Source organism: Methylobacterium tarhaniae (genome assembly GCF_001043955.1).
Lineage (GTDB): Bacteria > Pseudomonadota > Alphaproteobacteria > Rhizobiales > Beijerinckiaceae > Methylobacterium > Methylobacterium tarhaniae.
In genome coordinates this window covers 14676-36314 of the sequence record NZ_LABZ01000099.1, presented here as the reverse complement: position 1 = coordinate 36314, position 21639 = coordinate 14676, and the positions used below count along the sequence as shown (strand labels likewise).

16 protein-coding genes and 2 pseudogenes are annotated in these 21639 nt (G+C 63.4%); 5 read left to right on the top strand and 13 right to left on the bottom strand.

Annotated features, from left to right (window positions below; genetic code table 11):
• Nucleotides 1–77: 77 nt before the first annotated feature.
• The 6 genes and pseudogenes from paaB to VQ03_RS33065 all read right to left on the bottom strand — a co-directional run.
• Entirely contained in the window at nucleotides 78–362 is a 285-nt protein-coding gene (gene paaB, locus VQ03_RS14510) for a 1,2-phenylacetyl-CoA epoxidase subunit PaaB (protein WP_048451598.1), read from the bottom strand.
• A gap of 66 nt (nucleotides 363–428) precedes the next feature.
• Nucleotides 429–1430 (bottom strand): 1,2-phenylacetyl-CoA epoxidase subunit PaaA, encoded by a 1002-nt coding sequence (paaA, locus tag VQ03_RS14505; RefSeq protein ID WP_048451597.1) that lies wholly within the window; start codon nucleotides 1428–1430, stop codon nucleotides 429–431.
• Nucleotides 1431–1692: 262 nt separating this feature from the next.
• Nucleotides 1693–2643 carry a PaaX family transcriptional regulator C-terminal domain-containing protein gene (locus VQ03_RS14500; RefSeq protein ID WP_053078594.1) on the bottom strand — a complete coding sequence of 317 codons (951 nt, stop codon included), beginning with the start codon at nucleotides 2641–2643 and terminating at the stop codon, nucleotides 1693–1695.
• A gap of 87 nt (nucleotides 2644–2730) precedes the next feature.
• A complete protein-coding gene (locus tag VQ03_RS35280; protein ID WP_425350071.1) occupies nucleotides 2731–3048 on the bottom strand; it encodes a hypothetical protein in 318 nt (105 codons plus the stop codon).
• Between the two features lie 103 nt (nucleotides 3049–3151).
• Nucleotides 3152–3232: pseudogene (locus VQ03_RS35275) on the bottom strand (hypothetical protein); the annotation flags it as partial.
• A 344-nt stretch (nucleotides 3233–3576) separates the two neighbouring features.
• Nucleotides 3577–3777 (bottom strand): annotated as a pseudogene (locus tag VQ03_RS33065) (3-oxoadipyl-CoA thiolase); the annotation flags it as partial.
• A 319-nt stretch (nucleotides 3778–4096) separates the two neighbouring features.
• Here VQ03_RS33065 and VQ03_RS31970 point away from each other — a divergent pair.
• Nucleotides 4097–6196, top strand: a complete 2100-nt coding sequence (locus tag VQ03_RS31970; protein WP_048451594.1) for a methyl-accepting chemotaxis protein — start codon at nucleotides 4097–4099, stop codon at nucleotides 6194–6196.
• A 190-nt stretch (nucleotides 6197–6386) separates the two neighbouring features.
• Here VQ03_RS31970 and VQ03_RS31020 read toward each other — a convergent pair whose 3' ends face one another.
• Nucleotides 6387–6596 (bottom strand): hypothetical protein, encoded by a 210-nt coding sequence (locus tag VQ03_RS31020; protein WP_053078591.1) that lies wholly within the window; start codon nucleotides 6594–6596, stop codon nucleotides 6387–6389.
• A 172-nt stretch (nucleotides 6597–6768) separates the two neighbouring features.
• Here VQ03_RS31020 and VQ03_RS14480 point away from each other — a divergent pair, with 172 nt between their 5' ends.
• Nucleotides 6769–7773 carry a sensor domain-containing diguanylate cyclase gene (locus tag VQ03_RS14480; RefSeq protein ID WP_053078590.1) on the top strand — a complete coding sequence of 335 codons (1005 nt, stop codon included), beginning with the start codon at nucleotides 6769–6771 and terminating at the stop codon, nucleotides 7771–7773.
• 10 nt (nucleotides 7774–7783) lie between these two features.
• Here VQ03_RS14480 and VQ03_RS33060 read toward each other — a convergent pair whose 3' ends face one another.
• A complete protein-coding gene (locus tag VQ03_RS33060; protein ID WP_157064111.1) occupies nucleotides 7784–8233 on the bottom strand; it encodes a hypothetical protein in 450 nt (149 codons plus the stop codon).
• Between the two features lie 76 nt (nucleotides 8234–8309).
• Between VQ03_RS33060 and VQ03_RS14475 the strand changes: the two genes are divergently transcribed.
• The 3 genes from VQ03_RS14475 to VQ03_RS31960 all read left to right on the top strand — a co-directional run bounded on the left by VQ03_RS14475 (nucleotide 8310) and on the right by VQ03_RS31960 (nucleotide 12151).
• Entirely contained in the window at nucleotides 8310–8516 is a 207-nt protein-coding gene (locus tag VQ03_RS14475; protein ID WP_048451593.1) for a restriction endonuclease subunit S domain-containing protein, read from the top strand.
• A gap of 255 nt (nucleotides 8517–8771) precedes the next feature.
• Nucleotides 8772–11240, top strand: coding sequence for an ATP-binding protein (locus tag VQ03_RS31965; RefSeq protein WP_083468005.1), 2469 nt, complete (start codon nucleotides 8772–8774; stop codon nucleotides 11238–11240).
• A 29-nt stretch (nucleotides 11241–11269) separates the two neighbouring features.
• Nucleotides 11270–12151 (top strand): TIR domain-containing protein, encoded by an 882-nt coding sequence (locus tag VQ03_RS31960; protein ID WP_083468001.1) that lies wholly within the window; start codon nucleotides 11270–11272, stop codon nucleotides 12149–12151.
• 250 nt (nucleotides 12152–12401) lie between these two features.
• On the opposite strand, the gene VQ03_RS33055 is transcribed toward VQ03_RS31960, so the two are convergent.
• The 5 genes from VQ03_RS33055 to VQ03_RS31950 all read right to left on the bottom strand — a co-directional run bounded on the left by VQ03_RS33055 (nucleotide 12402) and on the right by VQ03_RS31950 (nucleotide 21623).
• Nucleotides 12402–12692, bottom strand: a complete 291-nt coding sequence (locus VQ03_RS33055; RefSeq protein ID WP_157064110.1) for a hypothetical protein — start codon at nucleotides 12690–12692, stop codon at nucleotides 12402–12404.
• Nucleotides 12693–13099: 407 nt separating this feature from the next.
• On the bottom strand, nucleotides 13100–18544 hold the full coding sequence (locus VQ03_RS14465) for a DUF7379 domain-containing protein (protein ID WP_048451592.1): 5445 nt from the start codon (nucleotides 18542–18544) through the stop codon (nucleotides 13100–13102).
• A gap of 57 nt (nucleotides 18545–18601) precedes the next feature.
• Nucleotides 18602–19483, bottom strand: coding sequence for a caspase family protein (locus VQ03_RS14460; protein ID WP_048451591.1), 882 nt, complete (start codon nucleotides 19481–19483; stop codon nucleotides 18602–18604).
• 53 nt (nucleotides 19484–19536) lie between these two features.
• A complete protein-coding gene (locus tag VQ03_RS31955; protein WP_083468000.1) occupies nucleotides 19537–20430 on the bottom strand; it encodes a peptidoglycan recognition protein family protein in 894 nt (297 codons plus the stop codon).
• Nucleotides 20427–21623, bottom strand: a complete 1197-nt coding sequence (locus tag VQ03_RS31950) for a MucR family transcriptional regulator (RefSeq protein ID WP_083467999.1) — start codon at nucleotides 21621–21623, stop codon at nucleotides 20427–20429. Before VQ03_RS31950 ends, VQ03_RS31955 begins: the two co-directional genes overlap by 4 nt.
• Nucleotides 21624–21639 lie beyond the last annotated feature (16 nt).

The window sequence follows — 21639 nt, the reverse complement described above, 5'->3', positions numbered from 1 at the left end:
GGCCGGGTGGGGGCCGGAAACGGCCGCCGCGGCGAGGGCGGCGGCGTCCGGCGTCATCACGTCGGGCAGGGACGGCATCACATGTGCCCCACGTCGTTCGGGATGTCGTAGAAGGTCGGGTGCCGGTAGACCTTGCTGTTCGCCGGCTCGAACAGCGGGCCCTTGTCGCCCGGGCTCGACGCCACGATGTCGCTGGAGCGCACCGCCCAGATGCTCACGCCCTCGTTGCGGCGGGTATAGACGTCGCGGGCGTTCTTGATCGCGAGCTCGGCGTCGGGCGCGTGCAGGCTGCCGACATGGCGGTGGTTCAGGCCGTGCTGACCGCGGATGAAGATCTCCCATAACGGCCATTCGCTGGACATGCGCGATCCTCCCATGATGCTCTGGTTCTCGGGGCGGCCGGTGGAGGGCCGCCCGCTCGTGTCCGGTCACTCGGCCGCGACGGCCATGGCGGGGCGGCGGGCGGCCTTGTCGGCATGCGCTTTCAGCCCGTCGCGGAACCAGGCGCCGTCTTCCCAGGCCTTCACCCGAGCCCCCAGCCGCTCGCGGTTGCACGGTCCGTTGCCGGCGATAACTTCGAAAAACTCGCTCCAGTCCGGCTCCGAGAAGTCGTAGCCGCCCTTCTCCTCGTTCCAGCGCAGGTTCTCGTCCGGGACCGTCAGGCCGAGATGCTCGGCCTGCGGCACGGTCTGGTCGACGAACTTCTGGCGCAGCTCGTCGTTGGTGTTCATCTTGATCTTCCAGGCCATCGACTGGGCCGAATGGACCGAATCCTTGTCGGACGGCCCGAACATCATCAGCGCCGGGTACCAGAACCGGTTGAGGGCGTCCTGCGCCATGTGCTTCTGGGCCGGGGTGCCGCGCGCCATCTTCATCATGATGTCGTAGCCCTGGCGCTGGTGGAAGCTCTCCTCCTTGCAGATCCGGATCATCGCCCGGCTGTAGGGGCCGTAGGAGGTCCGCTGCAGCGGCACCTGGTTCATGATCGCCGCCCCGTCGACCAGCCAGCCGACCGCCCCCATGTCGGCCCAGGTCAGGGTCGGGTAGTTGAAGATCGACGAATACTTCATCTTGCCGGCGTGGAGCAGCTCCATCAGCTCGTCGCGGCTGACGCCGAGCGTCTCGGCGGCGCAGTAGAGATAGAGCCCGTGGCCGGCCTCGTCCTGGACCTTGGCGAGCAGGATCGCCTTGCGCTCCAGCGTCGGCGCGCGGGTGATCCAGTTGCCCTCGGGCAATTGGCCGACGATCTCCGAATGGGCGTGCTGGCCGATCTGCCGGATCAGGGTCTTGCGGTAGCCCTCGGGCATCCACTCCTTCGGCTCGATCTTCTCGCCGCGGTCGATCCGCTCCTGGAACGCGCGCTCCTCGTCCGACATCTCGTCGAGGCCGCGGACATGCGTGCTGTCCGTCTTCACCAGCTGCGCATACATGCGAGACCCTCCTGTCAGAACGCGAACCCGGTCCGGGACCTTGCCCGAAGCCCGTGGCTCCGCCGCATTCCGGCGTCGTGCCGCCCTGCCGGATGGGTGCGGCGGCCATGCCGGCCGAGCCTGTCGTCCAACCGATCGTCTACCATCGAAAGCATCACATCGCAATGCCTTTTCACTGTTTTGATGTGATGTTTCGATCCGGCGCCACGCGCGGGCGGTGAGGCCCGGCCGCAGGACCGTGCCCGGGAAGTGGCGGAGGGTGTCAGGCGCCGTCGCGGATCCGGGCGAGGGACGCCGCCCGAGCGAGGGTCTCCGCCGTCTGCGCCGGCAACAGGTCGTCGCCGGCCAGGAGGTGGCGCCCGACATGGCGGTCGGCGGCGGGGGAAAGGCGGAGGTAGAGGTCGGCGAAGAGACGGCGGGCGCGGTGCCCGCTCCAGTCGGCCGGCAGGGTCGCGGCGGGCAGGCGCGCATCCCGGAGCGCCGCGTGACGGTAGGCGTGCACGAGCAGCAGCCGGAGCTGAAGCGCCTCGGCATCCGACAGGTGGGTCCCGGCGTCGAGCGCGTCCGCGATGCCGGCGAAGGCCGCCAGGAAGGCGGCATAGGCCGCATCGAAGGCGGAGAGGTCCCAATGCGCCGCGACGAGATCCCGGAGCCGCGGCCCCGCCGCTTGGCTGGCCGCTTGGCCGTCCCCTTGGCCGTCCCCTTGGCTGCCCCCTTGGCCGACCTCGAAGACGACGAGGGACGGGTCCGCCGGCCGGTGACGGGCCGGTCCGAGCAGCCATTGCGGCCCGAGCCGGACGAACCCCTCCCGCTCCAGCGCCGGCCCGGCCTCGCCGGCCGGGTCGGGCCCGAGCCAGACGAACAGCCAGCCGACCTCCGCCTGCGGCGCGAACAGGGTCCGGGCGGCGGACAGGAACTCGCGCCGCGCCGCCTCGGTGAGCTGGTAGAAGCTGCGCCGGCCCTGGCGCTCGCCGGTGAGCTGCCCGGCGGCCACGAGCCGCGACACCGCGGTCCGCACCAGCGTCTCGCTGATGCCGACCATCCGGCAGATCTCGACGATGTTGCCCATCCACAGCCGGCCGCCGCGCGGCTCGACGACGTCGCCGTAGAGGGTGACGATGAAGCCGCCCGAGCGCAGCGGCAGCGTGTCCAGGAGACGCGAGACCAGGGCCTCTCCGTTGCGATCCGCCGAGGATCCGCGCGCGTCGCTCACAAAGCCCCCCGTCCCGGGCGGGCGCGGCGCCGCCGTCATCCGCCATCCCCGCCCCGTTCTCGACCGAAACGGAGCGGGCCCAGCGACTTACGTCGAAATCCCCGGCCGCACAACCGGGCGGCCGGGCGGGTCTCGGGCCACCGGCGCGGCGGCGCCGGTCCGGGCGCTCATCGTGAGGAGGTCGTAGCGCGCGACCGTCTCGTCCTCCTGGTTGAACAGCTCCACGTCCCAGTCCGGCCTGAGCACCGCGGCATTCAGCGAACCCCGCTCGGCGATGAAGCGGACCGCGTTGCGCGAGACCGCCGGGTGGTCGCGCACAGCCTGCGAGGTCGCCGCCGACCCGGTGAAGCTGAGGACGTCCTGACCGGTGAGGTGCTCGAGCCGGTGGCCGGGCGCGCCGCACAGGACCCGGAGCGCGCCGTCCGGCAGGATGCCCGCCTCGACGATCAGCCACGTAGGCGGTGGAGGTCGCCGGCTTGGTGATGACCGGCACCCCGGCGAGGAGGGACGGGGCCAGCTTCTCCAGCATGCCCCGGCAGGGGAAGTCGAAGGCGTTGATGTGCACGGCGACCCCGCGCAGGGGCGTCATCACGTGCACGCCGAGGAACGAGCCGTCCTTCGACAGCGGCTCGGCCCCGCCATCCACGACGAACCGCTCGGCCGGCTTGTCGCGGCGCCCGCGCGAGGCGTAGGCGAACAGGGTGCCGACCGCCGTCGATGTCGAAGACGTTGTCGCGCCGGGTCGCGCCCGCGTGGGCGGCCAGGGCGTCCTTGTGGGCCGAGAGGCGGGCGGCGAGCGCGCGCAGCCGGTCGGCCCGCTCGTGGAAGTTAAGCGCGCGCAGGGCCGGACCGCCGACGCTGCGGCCGTGACGCACCACCGCCGCCATGTCGATCCCGCTTGTCGTCCTTGTCGAAGGGGTGTGCCGCAGGCGCTCAGACGCGCTCGATGAGGCCGGCGATGCCCTGGCCGGCGCCGATGCACATCGTGACGACCGCGCGCCGGGCAGCCCGGACCTCGAGCGCGCGCGCCGCCGTCATCGCGAGCCGCGCCCCCGACATGCCGAGGGGCTGGCCGAGCGCGATGCCGCCGCCATGGGGATTCACGTGCTCCGCGTCGTCCGGCCGCCCGAGGTCGGCATCGCCCGCCATGATCGCCCGCGCGGCGATGCCGACCGCATCGAGGCCCGAGCCGCAGAGCCGGTTGACCGGCGCTGCTCCTCGGCCGACGCACCCGCCAGCACGGTCTCCTCCCCGAGGCCCGCATCCGCACGAGCCCATCCTTGAACACCTGGACGGCCGCCGCCGAACGACGTCATCCAAAGTTTTACTATCTCGCTATCAGGGTTTAAGGGTCACCTCTCAATAAAACGAAATTTTGTTTTCTCAATACCTGTTCTATAAACCAAAAATTAACAATTCTATATTAGAAGCACATGCTTGGTCGCAGTATGTAATGAAAGACGTCATGTCAGTCAAGACAAGGCTCATCGGCATCATCCTCGCGCTCGGTCTCGCGGTGCTGGGCTTTGCTGGCACCAGTCTACTCGCTGCGTGGCGAGAGGCGGAAAATGCAGCCCATGCCCAAAACTTAGCCAAGCTCGATTCTGTGCTTACACGCGGCATGAACAACGTACGCTACGAGCGCGGCGCCACCACCTCCGCCTTGACCCTCGAAGCGGCAGGAGCCGCCCCCACGCTCACTGACATGGCGGCGCGCCGCAAGAGCGTCGATGAGGCCTTGTCCTCCGCAACCGGGCTGACGAGATCCAGCTTGTCGGGAGAGAGCACGCTCGATCTGAGCGTCATCGCGGACCTCTATCAGCGCTGGACGCAGACGCGTCGGGACGTTGACGACGCTCTTACCAGGCCCGTATCCGCCCGCGACCTCGCCCTCACGCGAAAGGTCGGCGAGCAGGCGCTCGATCTCCAGCGATCGATCGAAGCCCTCATCGCCAAGACCGAGAAACGCATCCGTGAGGTCGATACCCGCTTCTCGAACCTCCTTCGCGTGCGCCAGCTCGGGTGGGAAGCACGCAGTTCAGCCGGCAGCGCCACCGTGATCGTCATCGACGTTCTGGCGAAGGGCCAGGTGATCGCGCCCAACCAGCTCATCGAGCTCCACGCGCTCGAACGCGAGACGAAGTTCATCTTCCAGATGATGCAGGGCATCGTCGAAAGCATGAACGGTCGCGAGCCTCTCAAGCTCGCGATCAGGACCGCGCAGAGCCGCTACTTCGACGGCGTCCTGGCGGATCGCACCCGCACCATCGTGCCGGCACTGTCGGACAAGTCGCTCGAGCGAACGCCAGTCGACGCCTACCGGACCCAGTTCAACCCCGGGCTCGACCAGCTCGCCGAGATCGTTCTGACGTCCGTGTCGGAACTGGACGCGATGGCGCAGGCAACGGCCGACGAGGCCCGCCGGCACCTTCTCTGGCAGGCTCTCCTCTGCCTGTCGGCGCTCGTGCTCGTCGTCGGCGGCGTGATCTGGGTGGTCCGCGGGGTCGTCAACCCGATCACCGCCATGACCGGCATCATGGCGCGTCTCGCACGGGCGGACCTCGGGACCGAGATCCCGTTTCGCCAGCGCCGGGACGAGATCGGCGCCATGGCGGCGGCCGTGCAGGTGTTCAAGGACAACCTGATCCGCACCCGCCAGCTCGAGGAGGAGACCGCGCTCGCCCGCGCCTCGGCCGAGGAGCAGCGCAAGCGCGCGATGCGCGAGATGGCCGACGGCTTCGAGGCGGCGGTCGGCAACGTCATCGCCATGGTGTCGTCCTCGGCCTCCGACCTGCAGGCGACGGCCAGCACCATGAGCGGCACCGCGGCGGCGACCGCCGCGCAATCGACCGCCGTGGCGGCTGCCGCCGAAGAGGCGGCCTCGAACGTCACCACCGTCGCGGCCGCGGCCGAGGAGCTCGGCTCGTCGGTGCGGGAGATCGGCCGTCAGGTCAGCGGCTCGGCGGAGCTGGCGCATCGCGCTGTGGCGGAAGCCGACCAGACCGGTGCCCTGGTGCAGGAGTTGAGCGGCGCAGTGTCCCGGATCGGTGACGTGATCGGCCTGATCTCCTCGATCGCCGAGCAGACCAACCTGCTGGCGCTGAACGCGACAATCGAGGCGGCGCGCGCGGGCGCGGCCGGCAAGGGCTTCGCGGTGGTGGCCGGCGAGGTCAAGGCGCTCGCCGGCCAGACCGCCAGGGCGACGAGCGAGATCTCGGCCCAGATCGAGCAGATCCAGGCTTCGACCGGCCAGGCGGTCGCCTCGATCGGCGGCATCACGGCGCGCATCCGCGAGATCAACGCGGTGGCGGCCTCGATCGCGGCCGCGGTCGAGCAGCAGGGCGCGGCGACGCAGGAGATCGTGCGCAACGTCAGCCATGCCGCGGCCGGCGCCGGCGAGGTGACCGGCAACATCGCCGGCGTGGCGGGCGCAGCAGAGGAGACGGGCGCGGCGGCGAGCGAGGTGCTGGCGGCCTCCTCCGCGCTGTCGCGCCAATCCGAGCACCTCACCGCCGAAGTCGATCGCTTCCTTGCCACTGTGCGCGCGGCCTGAGTAACGCAGTCAGCCAAAAATACCAATCGCCCAATTCTGATGAACCAGGGCCGCATCACGCCGGCCCTGGTTACCGCTGTTTGATATCAAGAAAAATGGCAACTCCTTCGTGAATGAATATTATTTTGGTAGATGATAAACGTATAGCGCGTTGATGCTGATAGAATTTTCTACTGTCTTTCCGAATAGATTAATCTTTCTGGCGGTACGGATCTCGTCGCAATAAGCTCGTGACATCGACCAAAACGTCGAGATCATCGACGTCGCGCCACAGAACATCGTCGAGAATTTGAAGGCACACGATCTGGAGGCTGTCCCTCCCAAGCTCCGCCAGCGTATCCTGTTCGACCGCGCCGTCGACGCCAGGGATCTCAACGCTTTGCTCGTGCTGGACCAGCACGGCAACAGCATCTACGACGCCGCCGGTTGGGCCCCCCCGCCGATACAACAACGCCGATCGCGCCTACTTCCAGGCCCACACGGCCAATCCCGGCCTCGGGCTCGGCAGCAGCGGACCCATCATGTCCCGCTCGGTCGGAAAGCCCGTCCTCGTCCTGAGTCGGCGGACCGGGATGCCGGGAGGACCTTTCAGCGGGATCGTGCTCGGAAGCCTGTCGCTGTCCTACTTCGATCGCCTGTTCCAGAACGTCAAGCTCGGGCGGGACGGCACCATCAACCTGTTCCACGCCGACGGCACCCGCATCGTGCGTCATCCGGTGCCGAACCCCGAGCTCGCCCCGAGCTTCGCCGATTCGCTCAACGTCCGGCGCATCCTGCGCGAGGGCACCGGCAGCTTCATCGGCATCGCCCAGAGCGATGGCATCGAGCGCCTCTACACCTTCACCCGCGTCGGCGACACGCCGCTCCACCTCACGGTCGCGCTCTCGACGAGAGAGATCGAGGTCGAGTGGCGGCAGAAGGCCCAGGTGATCGTCGCGGTGGTGCTCGCCCTGTGCGTCGTGGCGGTCGGGCTGGCGCTGCTGGTTCGGTGGGAGCTGCGCCGGCGCAACGCCGCGGAAGCCGAACTGGCGCAACTCTCGCGCACCGACGCGCTCACCGGCCTGCCCAATCGGCGCGCCTTCGAGGAGGCGTTCGGGCGGGCCTTCGCCGAGGCCAGTCGGCGCGGTGGCCCGGTCACCCTGCTGGCGGTCGATGCCGACCACTTCAAGCGCTACAACGATCGCTACGGTCACGCCGTCGGCGACCGGGTGCTGCAAGGCCTCGCCCGGGCCCTCTCGGACGCCGCACGCCGGCCGAGCGACCTCGTCGCCCGGGTCGGCGGCGAGGAATTCGCGATCCTTCTGCCGGGCGCCGACGCCGAGGGCGCGGCCCACGTCGCGGAGCGGGTCCACGAGGCGGTTGCCGGGCTGGTGGTCGAGACGGAGGGCGAGAGCGTCGGACGGATCACGGTCAGCATCGGGCTCGCCCTCGGCCTGCCGCGTCAGAGCGGTACGCTCGCCGACCTGTTCGGCCTGGCCGACGCCGCCCTCTACGAAGCCAAGGCGACGGGCCGCAACCGGACCTGCTACGCCTTGATGGACACGGTTCGCGCTGCACCGATCGCGGTGGAGGTGTAGAGGACAACGGCTAGGCACATCGCTCTGATCGATCCAAGCCGGGTGATGCTGAGGATCGTACCAGATTCCGAGCAATGACTTCGTCCTGCATGACCGCAGGAAGGCCGACAAGGCTCGGGCCAACGCACCCTCGGACTCGGACACGCTCAAGGCGATACCGAATCGATTGTATCCGGGCATCGCAATGGCTTCGCCGGTATGACCGCGCGACCGCCATGCCTCGATACTCGTCGCTCTGGTGCTTGCGCGAACCACCGTGACCGGGCTCGCCGCCGCCCAGGCCGGTGACGATGATCGCCAGCCGGACCGTCGGGTCGTCGATGGACCCGATGTCGACGCTGCCGGAAATCCACTCGGGCAACCGCAGCGGCGGCGACGACACGCCCCACAGGGTCGCCACGAGGCTGTTGGAGACCAGAATGACGCCGAACTTGACGATGGTCAGATAGATCCAGATCAAGCCTGCTTTACAGGGCTGATTAGATGCTATATAACTGTTGGGATTATAATGCGTTTTGCACGCTGTGAGTGCGGCAATGACGGAACAACGCGCTATCATCGCCCACCTCAAAAAAGAACATGCGCGTTTGCGCGCCTTGCTTACGGCTATTGATGAAGGCCGCTGGTGGACCAAAGATGACCCGAGCAAAGAAAAAATACGTTTCATGGAGGAGCGCACAGCCCTTATCCATGCAGCGATCAGCGATGTTAGCATTGCAGTCGCGCATATCGGTGAAAAATGAATAAGCAAAGTGGAAGATGCAGAAAATATTACGACTAGTAGGTAGGTGTTAAATATAAAATTATAATTAAGTTTTAGTTAAATCGTCTTCGAGATGCGATTGTCATGCAAACCAATACTTTAAATCTGCTTTTATTGAAAAAATATCAATACCATGATTTGATATTTTGATTTTATCGAAGTTCACGTATATTAAAAATATTTTTGCATGAAATAATCTAAAAACAATAGCTCGTTCTTTCTGAGGGAGGAAGTCATGACTGGAACCGGACAGGAAGCAAATTATAGAAATAATGGAAATACGTCGATTTTGGTTTTGAAGAGAGCTCAGATCATCGAAAGCGCAAGTTCTCGACTTTTGGATTCAGATAACGTCGCCGAATCGATATGCAATGAAGTACGAAACCGATTACATTTTGATTTTGCAGCCATACAACTAATAGATTTTGAGCAGCAAACGATCCGCACGGTGTATGGAACGGGATTAGAGACCGGCTGGTACAACGTCGCCAGCCATTCGCTGCAAGTCGAGAAAAAATTCCGCGATATTCAGGCCGACATTGCATTAGCAGATCCGCTATGTATTGAATTAATTGACGGCTTTGATCCTAGATTTGATGCTTTTATATATGGGAAGTATGGTCATGAGCGCTTTAGCCGCGCGTTTTTGCCGTTGGTTGTGCGGTTTGATAAGGGGCACATCGCTGAAGCGAGTTTTGCTGATTTCGTGCTTGAACCTGACATACCGTCAGCGCCGCGGCGTATATCACTCGTCCAGGAACGCGGCAAAAAAACTGATGCGTCTAGCGAATTCCAGGTGATCGGAACACTAGAAGTTGGATACATAAATGAAAGTATGTCAAAACACAAGGTCGTGACCTGGTCGGATATAGAGCTTGTTTTTGAGCTTGCGTGCAAGTACGCATATACACTCTGCCAATCAACGCTCCTGAGCGTGCTAGAAGCCGTTGCTAAAAGTGCCAAGGAAATTGCGGGCGCCGACTGCGCAAACTTTATATTTCCATTTGATCTAAGTGATAGATTACATGCATATAGTGTTTGGTCCGGTCAATCACTTCCAGGTATTTTGCGAGATGTAAAGCCGCGTCGCAATGGTCTTGGTGAGAAAGCGATCGCCTCTGGTCGGCCGCAATTCCTGCCCGATACCAAAACCGGACATACGATTTCTGAATTCAATCCACAATTGCATCGGGCTGGCGTTAAAGCCATGGCCGCGTATCCTCTAGACCTATTGTCCGAGCGGCTTCCTGATCGTCTACATTCGGGAAAAGCGCCGAGAAAGCACGCTGTTTTATACGTTGCCTTCACGCATGATCATATATTCAGAGAAGAGGAAATTGAAGGAACAAAACTTTTTATGAATCTCGCGAGAGATGCTGTACGGCACGCCTTGTATTACGTCGATGCAGCTCGTGCCGCCCGACAGTTAACCAATTTGCAAGAAATAGCTAAAGCTCTTGCTAATGAGGCCGACGAAGGCCAGCTTCTATATAGTATCGCTGGGCACTCGCTAAATCTTGTCTCTGCTGACATGGTTTTGGTATTTGAATACGATCAAGATCAGCGCCGTTTCGTTGCCAATCCTGTTATATCTGGGCACCGCGGGACCGCATTGTTGCCCGACAGCGAGTCACCTTTCTCGTCTTTCCCACACACTCCGTCTCCACGACTGGCCGGAAGCACAGATCCTATTATTACCTATTCGCCAGAAAAACTTGTTGAGCAATTGCGAGATGACGATGGCGAAGAAGAATTCTGGGTCAGATTAGTTAAAGGCGAACAAATACGTACATGTATAATATGCCCTCTCAGAATCGGCGATATTGTAACTGGCATCATGTTGATTGCGTTCCGCAGGAGTCAAAATTTCTCAGAACATGAAATAGGCGTCATAAAAAGTCTCGCATCTACCGCAGGAGTTGCGATGCAGCGGCGGAGATTGTTGAGAGCGCGGGATCAAGATTTACTTGCGATGGCTCATCAGTTGCGAAACCCTCTGACGGCCACGAGCGCAGATGTTTCATTTGTAAGGGAAGCGGCTGAATTGATGCTCCGACGGGCCCCCGTCGGTGATCCAGCGATTTCGGAATTTCAGGAATTGCACCTCGCATTTTCGAAGATCGCGGAACGCGTGGCGTCATTGGACGCCTTATGCGACGGCATCTATACGAGCCTGTCCCGATCATTGGGAAGACATTATACGCCATCTGTCGGAACGATAAACGTCTTCTCGGAAGCTCAGCGCACATTTAATTTGGTGTCGTCATCTCGGGGCCGGAGCGATATAGAACTCGTTCTGAAAATGGGCAGTTGCGACGGCCCCACCGGAGATGGCGATCCAAATGACATAAATACTGACGTGAGCGTACTAAAAAACGTGCTCTACACTTTGCTCGACAATGCATGTAAATATGCCGACAAGAACTCTATTCTAACTGTTGAGCACAATCTTCATGTTGACTCTTCAAGGATATTTGTAAAAAGCAGCGGTGTTCCCATTGAACCGTCAGAAGAAGATACGATATTTTGGAAATTCAAAAGAGGAAAAAGAGCCTGCGAGGCAAGATCTTCAGTCGGTGGAATTGGACTCGGCCTGTGGGTGGCCAGGGAACTTATGCGAATGATCGGTGGCGATTTACGCTTTGTCAGAGAGCCAGCAACTGAAAGGTTGTCGACGTTTGTTATGCAATTCGATCGGCGGTGACACGTTTCACCAACAGATGAGGCGATAAAATGTCCGACTCCTCACATCAAAATGATTCTATCAATAATACCCAGAAAAATTGGAAGAAGCCGGGGATATTGTTTGTCGAAGATGACGTTATGCTCGCAGAATCTGTATCGCGCTCACTTAGAGTTTTCGGGGGATTTAATGTCTACCATGCAAAAACCGTGAATGAAGCGTATTTACTAGCTGAGCGCTATCCGACGACACGATTTGTTATTCTTGATATTGGCCTTCCTTATGATGACAAAGAGACCAGCATCGGGGATTATGAAATTGCAGGATTCTCATTACTGCGCGACTTTCAAACCTTGCTGCCGAAGGCACGAATCTACATAAAATCCGCCCCTCGATTTAGTGATGATAAAATAAATTTTATGAAAAACTTCAAGAATATAGTTAGATATGGGTCTGGCTATAATGTTGATGATATTATGCTAAAAGCAAAAATCGTGTACTCTGACGGTGAAATGAAGCCATTTATTTTTATAGTACATGGACATAATCACGATGCAAAAAACGAACTCGTTCGCCTTCTCCGCGACGAATTAAACATAGGCGAACCAATTGTACTGCAAAATGAACCCAACAAAGGAGAGGCTGTCATTGAAAAACTTGAGAAATATGGTGAAAAGGCGGATCTTGTTTTCGCACTACTGACGCCTGACGACTACGCGAGTGGAAGTATGAGAGCACGACAGAATGTTATTTTTGAGATTGGATATTTTTGTGGGTTTTTTGGCCGCAAATCCGGTCGCATAATCTTGTTACATAAAGCCGGGGCAGAAATACCGTCTGATATGGGGGGATTGCTCACAATAAATATCACGAATGGTGTCTCCGCAGCTAAGGAAGATATCATCCGAGAGCTTTCGGGGTGGTGGGCTTAATGGCCACGCCTTTTAAGGTGTCTAATATTTGCGATTTATTGCTAATTTTCTTGATCTTGAAGGGCCGCTTTCTTCAGGGCGGTTTCCCTGTGTCCGAAGTGCTTTCGGCTCCGAAGCGTGCCACCAAGCTTAGCAGCCCGCTTTCCGATTTTTGTAGGCAATCCCAGTATTTAGCACCTTAAAAGGCACGGACTTGATGGCCTCGCTCCATTGACCTGGGAGGTCCGGCCGGTGTTCTCAGGCCGCATCTCTATTTCACGATGAGCACTGATAAGCCTCCAGAGTGCCTACGCATCATCCAATCCAGCGGCCGTTCGACCAACCCAACGTCGTAGATGAACCTGAAGACATTGTTGGCCTCGAGCTTGCGCACGATCTTCAGCACGACATGGCGATAGAGGGCAGCGCTCGTCAGATGACCTAACGGGCTGCTGGAAACAGGTGGGCGTCGTTCTGGGTCTTCCTCGGCGTCGCGCCCGTGCGACGTTTCGCGGCGCAGGCCGGGCCTGATGCGCTGGAACGAGGCAGGGTTGGAGAGCAAGCGCCGGTGTGGGGCTTCGACGTCAGGCCGTCACCAGAGTTGCCAGGAGTTTCGGCAGCCGCACGAGGTTGAGGGCCGCGACTGTGAAGGTGAAGGCCTTCTCGATCCGCTTGCGAATCGTCTGCGTGACCGTGCTCACCCGATGACAAGAGCCGGAAGGTCAGATCCGGGATGGTGGCCGGCGCGCGCGGCCGGTAGTCCGGGGGCGAATGCGGCCGGACGCGGTCGTCAGTGTTCCGACAAAATCAGGTCACGGTCTGCGCCTCCTTCGAGGGGACGATCTCCTGCCTCGGGCAACCCGCCCCGGTTTTTCCCGTCGAGGCTCTTGCGGTAGCCGGTCTCCCACGGTGATCCTGGTGCGAGCGCAGCTTCGGTTCGTCCCCGTCGGATGTCGTGATCGTCGGACGTCATGCCGGCCCGCATTCGGCCGCCGACCAGACCCCCGAGGACATTTGAGCCTGCAGATCGGCGCGCAGAGCCGCGACCGCCTGCAGGGCATGCGACCGGCTCGCCTGGCTGTCGTTCAGCACGTCTACGAGGAAATCCATCTGCTCGAGGACCGAAATCATCATCAGGGCCGAGCCATTTCTCCGCCAAGCCTTGAAATAACCTTGTGCAGCATCCTCCATGCACGACCCGTCCTTTCCGTCATGGGCGATAAACTCCAGAACGCTGATTTCGGCAGCGGCGATGCCGTTCCAGAAGCTGGCCTCCTCAGCGTAACGCTGTTCCGCTTCGGTCCGTACGATTTTGAGCAGAGTCTGAGCCTGCTCGGAAACGGTCCCGTTCGCGCACAGGTCGATCACGAATACGGCCGCAGCCTGCATCCGCCGGTGGTACGGATCGACACATCCCGTGCGCTCCCGAGTCAGCCTCTCGGCGTCGGCGTAACAATCCCTCATACGCTTCAGAGCCTGCATCCGCTCGGCATCCGTGAGTACCTGCGCGAGTCGTTTGTGACAGCTGCCCTGCAGCGCCAGGCGCTCACTGGTCTTCCCCGCGAGCTGTGCCAATCGCCGGAGTTCCTTCAGGGACTGCTCGATCTCCTTGCGCGCGCCCTCGCGGTCGGCCTGGGCCGGATCCGTCTCCCGGAAGCGCTGCACCGCCAAGCGCGCCCGCAGGTTGGCCCGCCGCTCGATGGCGCGCATTGGCAGGTGGACTTGCCCCGTGTGAGCCTGCTCGGCGGAGAAGGCCCGATCGTACCACGCCAGGGCGGTCGCCAAGTCGCCGAGATCACCGAAGACCTCGCCCAGCAGGGCTGCGACCTCCGGGCGGCCGGTGAAGGTCCGCTGGCCGGCCAGATCCACGACGGCCGCCAAGCGCTGCCGGAGCGTGTCGGCGTCGCGCTCGACGCCGGTCCGGGCGTCGCCCCGGATGCTCTCGATTGCCTCCAGCACCTCCGCCACGGCCGCGAAAGGACGCGGCTCCCAGGTCGTTTGAACTGTCTCGCCGCCGTTCAAGCGCCAGTCCGGCTCGCCGTAGCACTGGTAGGCACCCCACGTCGTCGTGTCGCGGTACTCATGATAGACACGCTTGCGAGCCTCCTTGACAGCCTCCCCGAAATTCTCGCCCCCAAGCAGGCGCCCGTAGAATTCCAGAGCGAAGATCCTCGCGGCCGCGTCGTCCACGGCCCACCCGGCCGCCACGACGGCGCGCACCCCGATCTCGATCAGTTGCACCGAGACCGTGGCCGCCAGGTGTGGCCAATCCCGATTGCGGCCGCGTGCGGCTTCCGCCTCCTTGTCGACCGCCCCGAGGTGACAGCAATTCACGAAGAACAGGTCCGGGGGCACCGGCATGCGATCGAGAGTGTCCGGTCCCAGCACGAACTCCCCGCCCAGGATCGCGCCCGTGACCTCGGGTCCGTCCGGCCGGAACCGGTGTTTGACGGCTCCGTGGGCCGCGATGTGTACGACCTGCCACGCCTGCGCGAACAGCATGGCGAGGATCCGGTCGGGCCGGGCCTCCCGGCCGATCAGCCGTTCCACCTCGTAGCCGCTCGCTTCAAGCAGGCTCACCACCGCCTGAGCCTCCTGCTCGGCTCCGGCGAGCGGGCCGAAGCCGGGCGCCGGGATGGCGGTCGGATTGCCGATCACGAGCGCCCGGCGCGTCGAGCGGAGCGGGGCTTGCGGCCGCGCACGAAAGCGTGTCCGTGTGAGCTGGCGGACCGCACCGGCCCGCACGGCCGGCGGCGCCTGCCGCTCTCCGTCACCGTCTTCGACCCGCTCCTGCCACGGGCGCCGGTCGTCCATGATCTCCCAGGGAAACGCGGCCGTCTCGGCATCGAGGATCAGACGCAGGTTGCGATCCTCCTGGCTGCGATCCTTGAGGTGGTCCGGCCAGAGTAGCTCGAACAAGGCGCGACCGGGCGTCCCCATCTCCGGATAGAGGCCGGCCGAGCTCGGCGCCTGACTCGAGAAGAGATCGACGATGGATTGATTGTAGATCAACGCGGAGGCCTCGACCCGAGCCCGGCCGCTCGGCGTCGCGAAGCTGATCAGCTTCTGGGGGCCGTGCGGGTCGATGGTGACCTGCAACGGCTGCCACCAGCTCGGATCGCCGCCTTCCCCGATCCGTCGCTTCCCTCCGTCGCGGATTTGAACACACGGCGCCAGCTCGATGAGCTCGCCGCTCCCGTCGCACGAATCCTGCTCGAGGTGACCGCTGAGTCGATCGAGCTCGTGCCAAATCTCGATGGCACGGTGCTCGAGGAACTCCACGACCTGAAGCTCGACGTAGCGCGGCCCCTTCTGGAGGAGGCGCTGCGCCCGCTGCAGCCCGACGAGCAGCGCGCGAAGCGACTCGCGGACGGACAGCCCGCCCTCGCCGCCGCCGACGAGAACCGTCGACAGGCGCAGCCGGCGGGCCTGCGACTGGCCCTGCGCGCACCACTCTTCCTCCTCGGCCGCGGCGTAGCGCAGGAAGCCGCCCAGGTAGATCTCTTCCAAGAGACCTCCGGTCAGCGTGCCGGGCGTCCCCAGCCCGAGGACGACCGCGCCCTCGGGACGCTGCCTGCGGTCGAGCATCACCTCGGACGTGCCCCGTCGCCCCGGGTACAGCCCGAGGTGCCGCCGGTGCGTCAGGCGGCCGTTCAGGAGCAGGTCCAACGCGCGTTCGGGGCCTGCGATCGTGTCGCCTTCGTAGTGCCCGACCATCACCGGATGGTCTGCCATGGCGACGTGACCGTGGATCACGGTGATGCGCACCCGCGGCGCGGCCGGTGCAACCGGCGCGGCGCGTGTCCCGCCCATCGCGGCGGCGGCCATCTCCTCGAAATCGGGATGGATCGTCGGGACCTCCCGCAGCACGGGCCGCACCGTGGCAGCTCCCCGCAGGCCGGCCGGCCGCGCCGGGAGACGGTTGGTCGTGCCCTGCACGAGCAGGTCGGTGATGGCCGCGAAGCCCGGCCGGTAGCGCGGGAGGTCGCCGTGTGCCGCCGGGGCATACCATGCCCGCATGCCCGGCAGGATTCCCGTGCGCCAGGGCACGCGCCCGTCTCCCTCCTCTGTCATCCCGAACAGCACCTGCTGCCCTCCCGCCGGGCCGGCAGCGATCAGCAGGCGCTCAGGGGTTGGAGCCTGGCCGGCGATGTAGACCATCCGCTCGGGATCGAACGGTCCGGCCGCGAGATCGTCGCGAACCGCCCGTGCGTCGGCGAGGTCGGCTTGATCGGGTTGCGCCCAAGCCGCCCGATCGAGGTCGAGATCCGCGAGGCGGGACCAACCCGCGGCGGTAAAGAGGTTGAAGTCGGGATCGTGCGGCAACATCTCAAGCACGGCGGGGAACCGGCTCACGACGTCGAGGAGCTCACGTCGGCTCGCCGTGACATCGAGCATGGCGAGCGCTTGAAGGGTCCGGTCCCGGCCGAGCAGCATGAGCGGAATGCCGTGCGAGCCGCCGTTGGGCGTGCCCAGCATCACCAGCCGAGAGCCGTCGCGGTCGCGGAACTGCTGCCAGAGCCCGCCGTCCCGGAACGCGGATCGCGCCACCAGCCCGCCAAGGGAATGGGCCACGATGCGGATCGGCTGGTCCGTGGCCGCAAGCGCGTCCCGGAGCGCCTGCGCCAGCTGCCGGCCCGTGCTCCGCACGGAGAGGCGCCAGTCATACGACCAGGGCCGCACCTCATGGGTGCGCGCCAGGTGCGCGCACAGCTCGGCGTAGTAGAGCCCGATGGGAGCTTCCGGCGTGACGTCGGCCGCCCCGATCCGGAGCCGGCCCGTTCCCCCCAGAGCGAGTTGCGGCACGTCCAGCCAGACCCGCTGGCCATGGATGGTCAAATGGCTGCCCATGATCCCGGGGAGCACGAAGACCATCGGCCGCGATGCGCCGTCCCGCCTGGCGGAGACGAGGGGCATGGGGAGGTCGTCCGAGGAATTGAGCGGCGCGAAGCCTGCGAGATCGCCCTCCTTGCGCAGCACGCCGCGTACGACCAGCTCGGCGGTACGCGCATTGCGGAAGTAGCCGAAGTGGCTCACCCAGGAGCCCTTGTCGGAGAACACGCGGGCCCTGCCCGCGGGCCGCGCCATGCCCCCGCTCATCGCGCTCGTATTCACGACCAGGTCGTGATCTTCACGATAGAAAACGTCGGTCGCGAAGACCTTCAGACGGCCCAGGATCCCCGCGCCCTCGATGTCACCCTCGATCACCGAGAGGTCGGCTCCCGTCGTGGTGCCGACCCGATTCAGCAAGCCGACCAGCGGTCGTCCGGGGATCATCGCCTCCAGCCCGGGCAGGGTGGCCGGGTCGGCCTTCTCCTTGACCACCGTGATCGTCAGGGCCTTGAGGAACCCGTACGCTTCGCTCAGGACGGGGGCCGGTGCCAGGCCGATGGCCAGGCCGAGCGCATTCAGCGTGACGTTGAGCCAGAGATCGAGGCGGTCGGAGGCGAGGATCGTCCCCCGCGCCGGGCAGGCGACGCGCACGAACCTCTCGACGACGGGTTTCTTGTCGCGGAGCAGGTCGCCGAGCCGCTGGAGGGCGGCCCGGCTCCCCTCGTCGAAGCCTGCCAGCTCCTCGGGCAGGAAGTCGGCCGGCCTGTCCACGAGCCCGCCCCGGCACAGCAGCTCTCCGACCAGCCCCCCTCGGCTGTGGCTGACCAGGTGCAGCACCGCGTCCGCGGGCAGCGCCTCCAAGGCGTCGATGGCGTTCTGGATCGGGCTGACGGTGAGGGTGCGATGTTCCAGGGCCAGGATGCGGTCGCCGTAGGCGGCAGCGAGCTGCCGCCACTCCGCGCTGCGCTCGGCCAGACCGCCGAAGCTGCCCTGGGTGGAGGAGGCCGTCCCGTGGAGAAACACCAGCCACGGCTTGCCGGCCGGCTGCAGGCCATCGCCGAGGCCGATCAGCTCGCGCCCCTGCCACCGCTTCAGTCCGGGCTCGGGGATCTGGCGCCTCTCGAGCGCCTCCGCGATCCGTCGGGCCGACTCCTGGGCGAGCCGGCCCGATCCGTCCCCGCCGATGGCCTCGCCAGCCTTCAGGCCCAGGATGCGGAGGGCTCGGATGGCCCAGTCCCCGAAGCCGCGCTCGCGCTCGCCGAGCGGCACGACCACGGGCAATTCGATCACGGCGGTCTCTGCCGAGGCGCCACGCGCCTGCGGCAGCCTCAGCCGCTCGGGCAGGTCGTCGACGCGCGAATAGAAGACGACGCCGCCGTCGAGTTCGATCTCGACCACGGCGTCGTCGGCGACCGCCGGGACCGCGACCGGCGCTGCCGCCCGTGTCGCCTCGATGCGGAAGGCATGCTCGACATCGACACGGAGGCCGGCGTCGCCCAGCGCCGCGGCGGCCCGACCGGTCACGGGAGGCTGCGCCTTGGCCAAGGGATCGGGCGAGCCCGGAACCGCGAGTCGATGCATGGCCTCACCGCCTGGCATGGAAGGGTTTCTTGTCTCGACGCGACGGATCGCGTCGGTTCAGACCTTGAACGGTGTCTGGTTCAGGAATGCCGTGCTGATCGCGCCGATACGGAACAGGTTCGGGGTCTGGCTGGGCGGCATGCGGCTGGCGATGCGCCGGTGGAAAAGCGGGTAACCGCCGGTGAACCGGCCGTCATCCCACACCCGCTTGAGGTTCGCGGTGAACAAACCGTTGCGGACGCCATCGAGCGAGACCTGGTTGTCCTGGCAGCCAGAGATCAGGATCGCTTCGGCCTGGGGAGCGACCTGCTTGGCCCCGGTCGCGGCGGCCTGGACGGCGCGGTAGAGATCCGCGTGCTCCTCGTAGGTATCACGCGTGACTTCGAAGGGCGCCGCGCGTCCGACGCCTTCGCGCAGGGTCTGTGCGTCGTCCGGGTCGAGACCGGCGACATCGGCCGCGCGGCGGGCCATATCGAGTGCGGACGGAAGGCCGGCTTCTCGTTGCTCGCGCAGCACGGAGCCGCTGTGGCAACTGTCAGACAGCGCCATGATGCGCACACCCGGCCGGAACTGTCCGATCAGGCGGTAGATCTCGTCGTCCAGCAACTGCCGATCGTAAAGGCACCAGGTCTCGTCACGCCCGTCGGGTTCGTCACCCCCCGCGATGTCCGGGACCTGCCCGCCATGGCCCGAATAGGTGAGCAGGAGCAGGTCGCCAGGGCGGAGCGTGCGGGAGAGCTGCACCATTGCGTCGATGAACCGCCGCGCGGTCGCGTCCCGCGTGAGCAGCACCGTCGTATGCCCATAGTCGAGGGAGCGGGCAATCGCCGCCATGTCGTTGGCGTCTGCCTCGCAGGCGCGCAGCCGACCGTCCCATCCCCGATAGTGGGACGCATCCACGGAATTGAGTCCAAGGTGAAGAGAATAGCTCTGTGCCATGTGATCTCCTCCTGGATTTGTTTTTATTGACCGGTGGGAGCGTCGCAGAAATCTTACCGGAGATGGCCGGCGTTCCAGCTCAGTGTGACCAGGTCCCGTTCTTGGTCGAATGCCAGGGATCCGTCGAGAGAAGCGGCAATCTCGTTGCAAGACAAATACATGTCCTGGGAAGGTGCCGACCTTGATCCGTCCTGCTCGTCCGTCAATGTCAGTCCGTGTAATTCGAGTTGTTGGCCGCCGATCGTCACGCAGGCCTGCCCATTGCCGGGGCGGATGATGCTCCAATTCAGCAGGGTCTCCAGCCCGAAAGCCGGCAGCAAAACATCCCCGTTGGAAAAGACGGCATTCGGCACGACCGTGCCGTTGATGTTTACAAAAGCATCTCCAACCATATCCTGCCCTGAGGCGACAGTCAGCCCGCGAGGGGCAGATGTGAAAGCCGAAACACGGCTTCGGAACCGTTTGCCCACCTCGCTTTTCGACAGACCTGGATTCCATGGCAGCACCAGCGGATCCCATTTGCCATCTTGTGGCCTTCCAAGCTCACGTTCGACTTCACCATGCCCGAGCACCGTTTTAGGCGTGATCGCGATGCCGTAACGGTCTGCAAGCTCGGCAGCGACCTGCGCCATGGCCTCCCATTGGCCTTCCGTCATGGGGCTCGATCCCGGCTTGAAGGGGCTCTCATGTGCACCGGCCATGCAACACACGGATATGCCAATTGATTTGGTGTTGGCGCCCTTCGTATGGGCAGCATAGAATCCATCGCTTGTCGAGACATTGTCGGCAATGGAATGCACACCCCGCACGAGCTCACCATCTTTTTCAATCAGAATATGGTAGTGCTTTCGATCGATCGAACTTGCCCTGTATCCGCCGGCGCTCCAATGACAGATGATCCGACTCATGTCACAATCGGGCATCCAGCTGTTGGGGATCACGCTCATCGTCCTCTCCCGGTCTGAACGACGGGTGCGCCGTTCCGGTTCTTGAATGACGGCTTCGCTTGCTCACCCTCTCGTGTGCTCCCGTGATTTCTCCTCCCGGTGCTCTCCTGCGCGGTGAGCGGGTCGGCATCCTGACCGAACTGGCCGAGACGATCGTCGTCCATGCGGACCTCCGGACCAACAGGACCATCGATCTCCTCGTCTGCGATGGTCGTCCCCGAAACCTCTTCGGTCAGGCCCTGGAGGGCTGCATGGACGCTCGCGATGAATCTCGGAACGTATTCGGGTTCCAGGTTGCTGCGGCTGATATAGGCGCTGACGATTTCCACGGTGTAGCGGACGATATCGTGGGAGTCATGCATGCGCACAGGAAACGTACCGCCATTGACCATTTCAGCATCGCTGTAAGTCGCGGCCCCCATATCGAAGGAGACTGCGTCATGGTCCGTCACGGTGTCGAAAGTCGCTCCAGGCCCGGGCATATCGGCGTCATGATCGGGATACTCCGTTGCATATTCCAGTTCCGCAGGCGGCGCAGCGCGCGCCGTTGCGGCCGCGAGGATTGGGATGCCTGCTGCTCGCGTGGCGAAAGCTTTTACCCGCGCAGGCGAGAGTGCATTCAAGAAAGCTTCGTGATAGCCGGCGATAATCGATGCGAGCAGAACCCTCCTGCCACCGATCGTTTTTACTTCTCGCCCGTTGATGATGCCCCGTGCGCCAACAGGGTCATCCAATCGGACGTTGAAGTAACGCGAAAGCGTATGTCGGCCCCGTGAGTCGCCACGAAACCAGCCTTCGACCATTCCGACGAACATGACGGCTGCGGCGATATCAGGCCTCAACGCCAAGTCGCGCTTTGCAACAAGATCGACACCGACATAGTCGCTTGCGCGACGGTAGTTGTCCTTCCATGTGAGTTGCACATAGCCGCGACCGTAGTAAGGATAGTATTGTAAGTTATCCTCACGCCATCTCTCGCTGAGCCAGTAGGCTTCTTTCACGGGCTGCATGGTGCGGGCGGTTTCGTGGAAGGCCGTTGCCAGCATATAGGCCAGCCAGCGAATATCGCCGTTTGGCATCCGCTTGTCCCACTCGTCGAGAATGGAGGTCAGGCCATCGACCTGCGACTGGCTGAATCGCCCTCCGAATAGACGCCGCACGCGGGTGAAGAAGTCATCCCGATTGGTGGTCATGCTCGGCAGCCTCTGG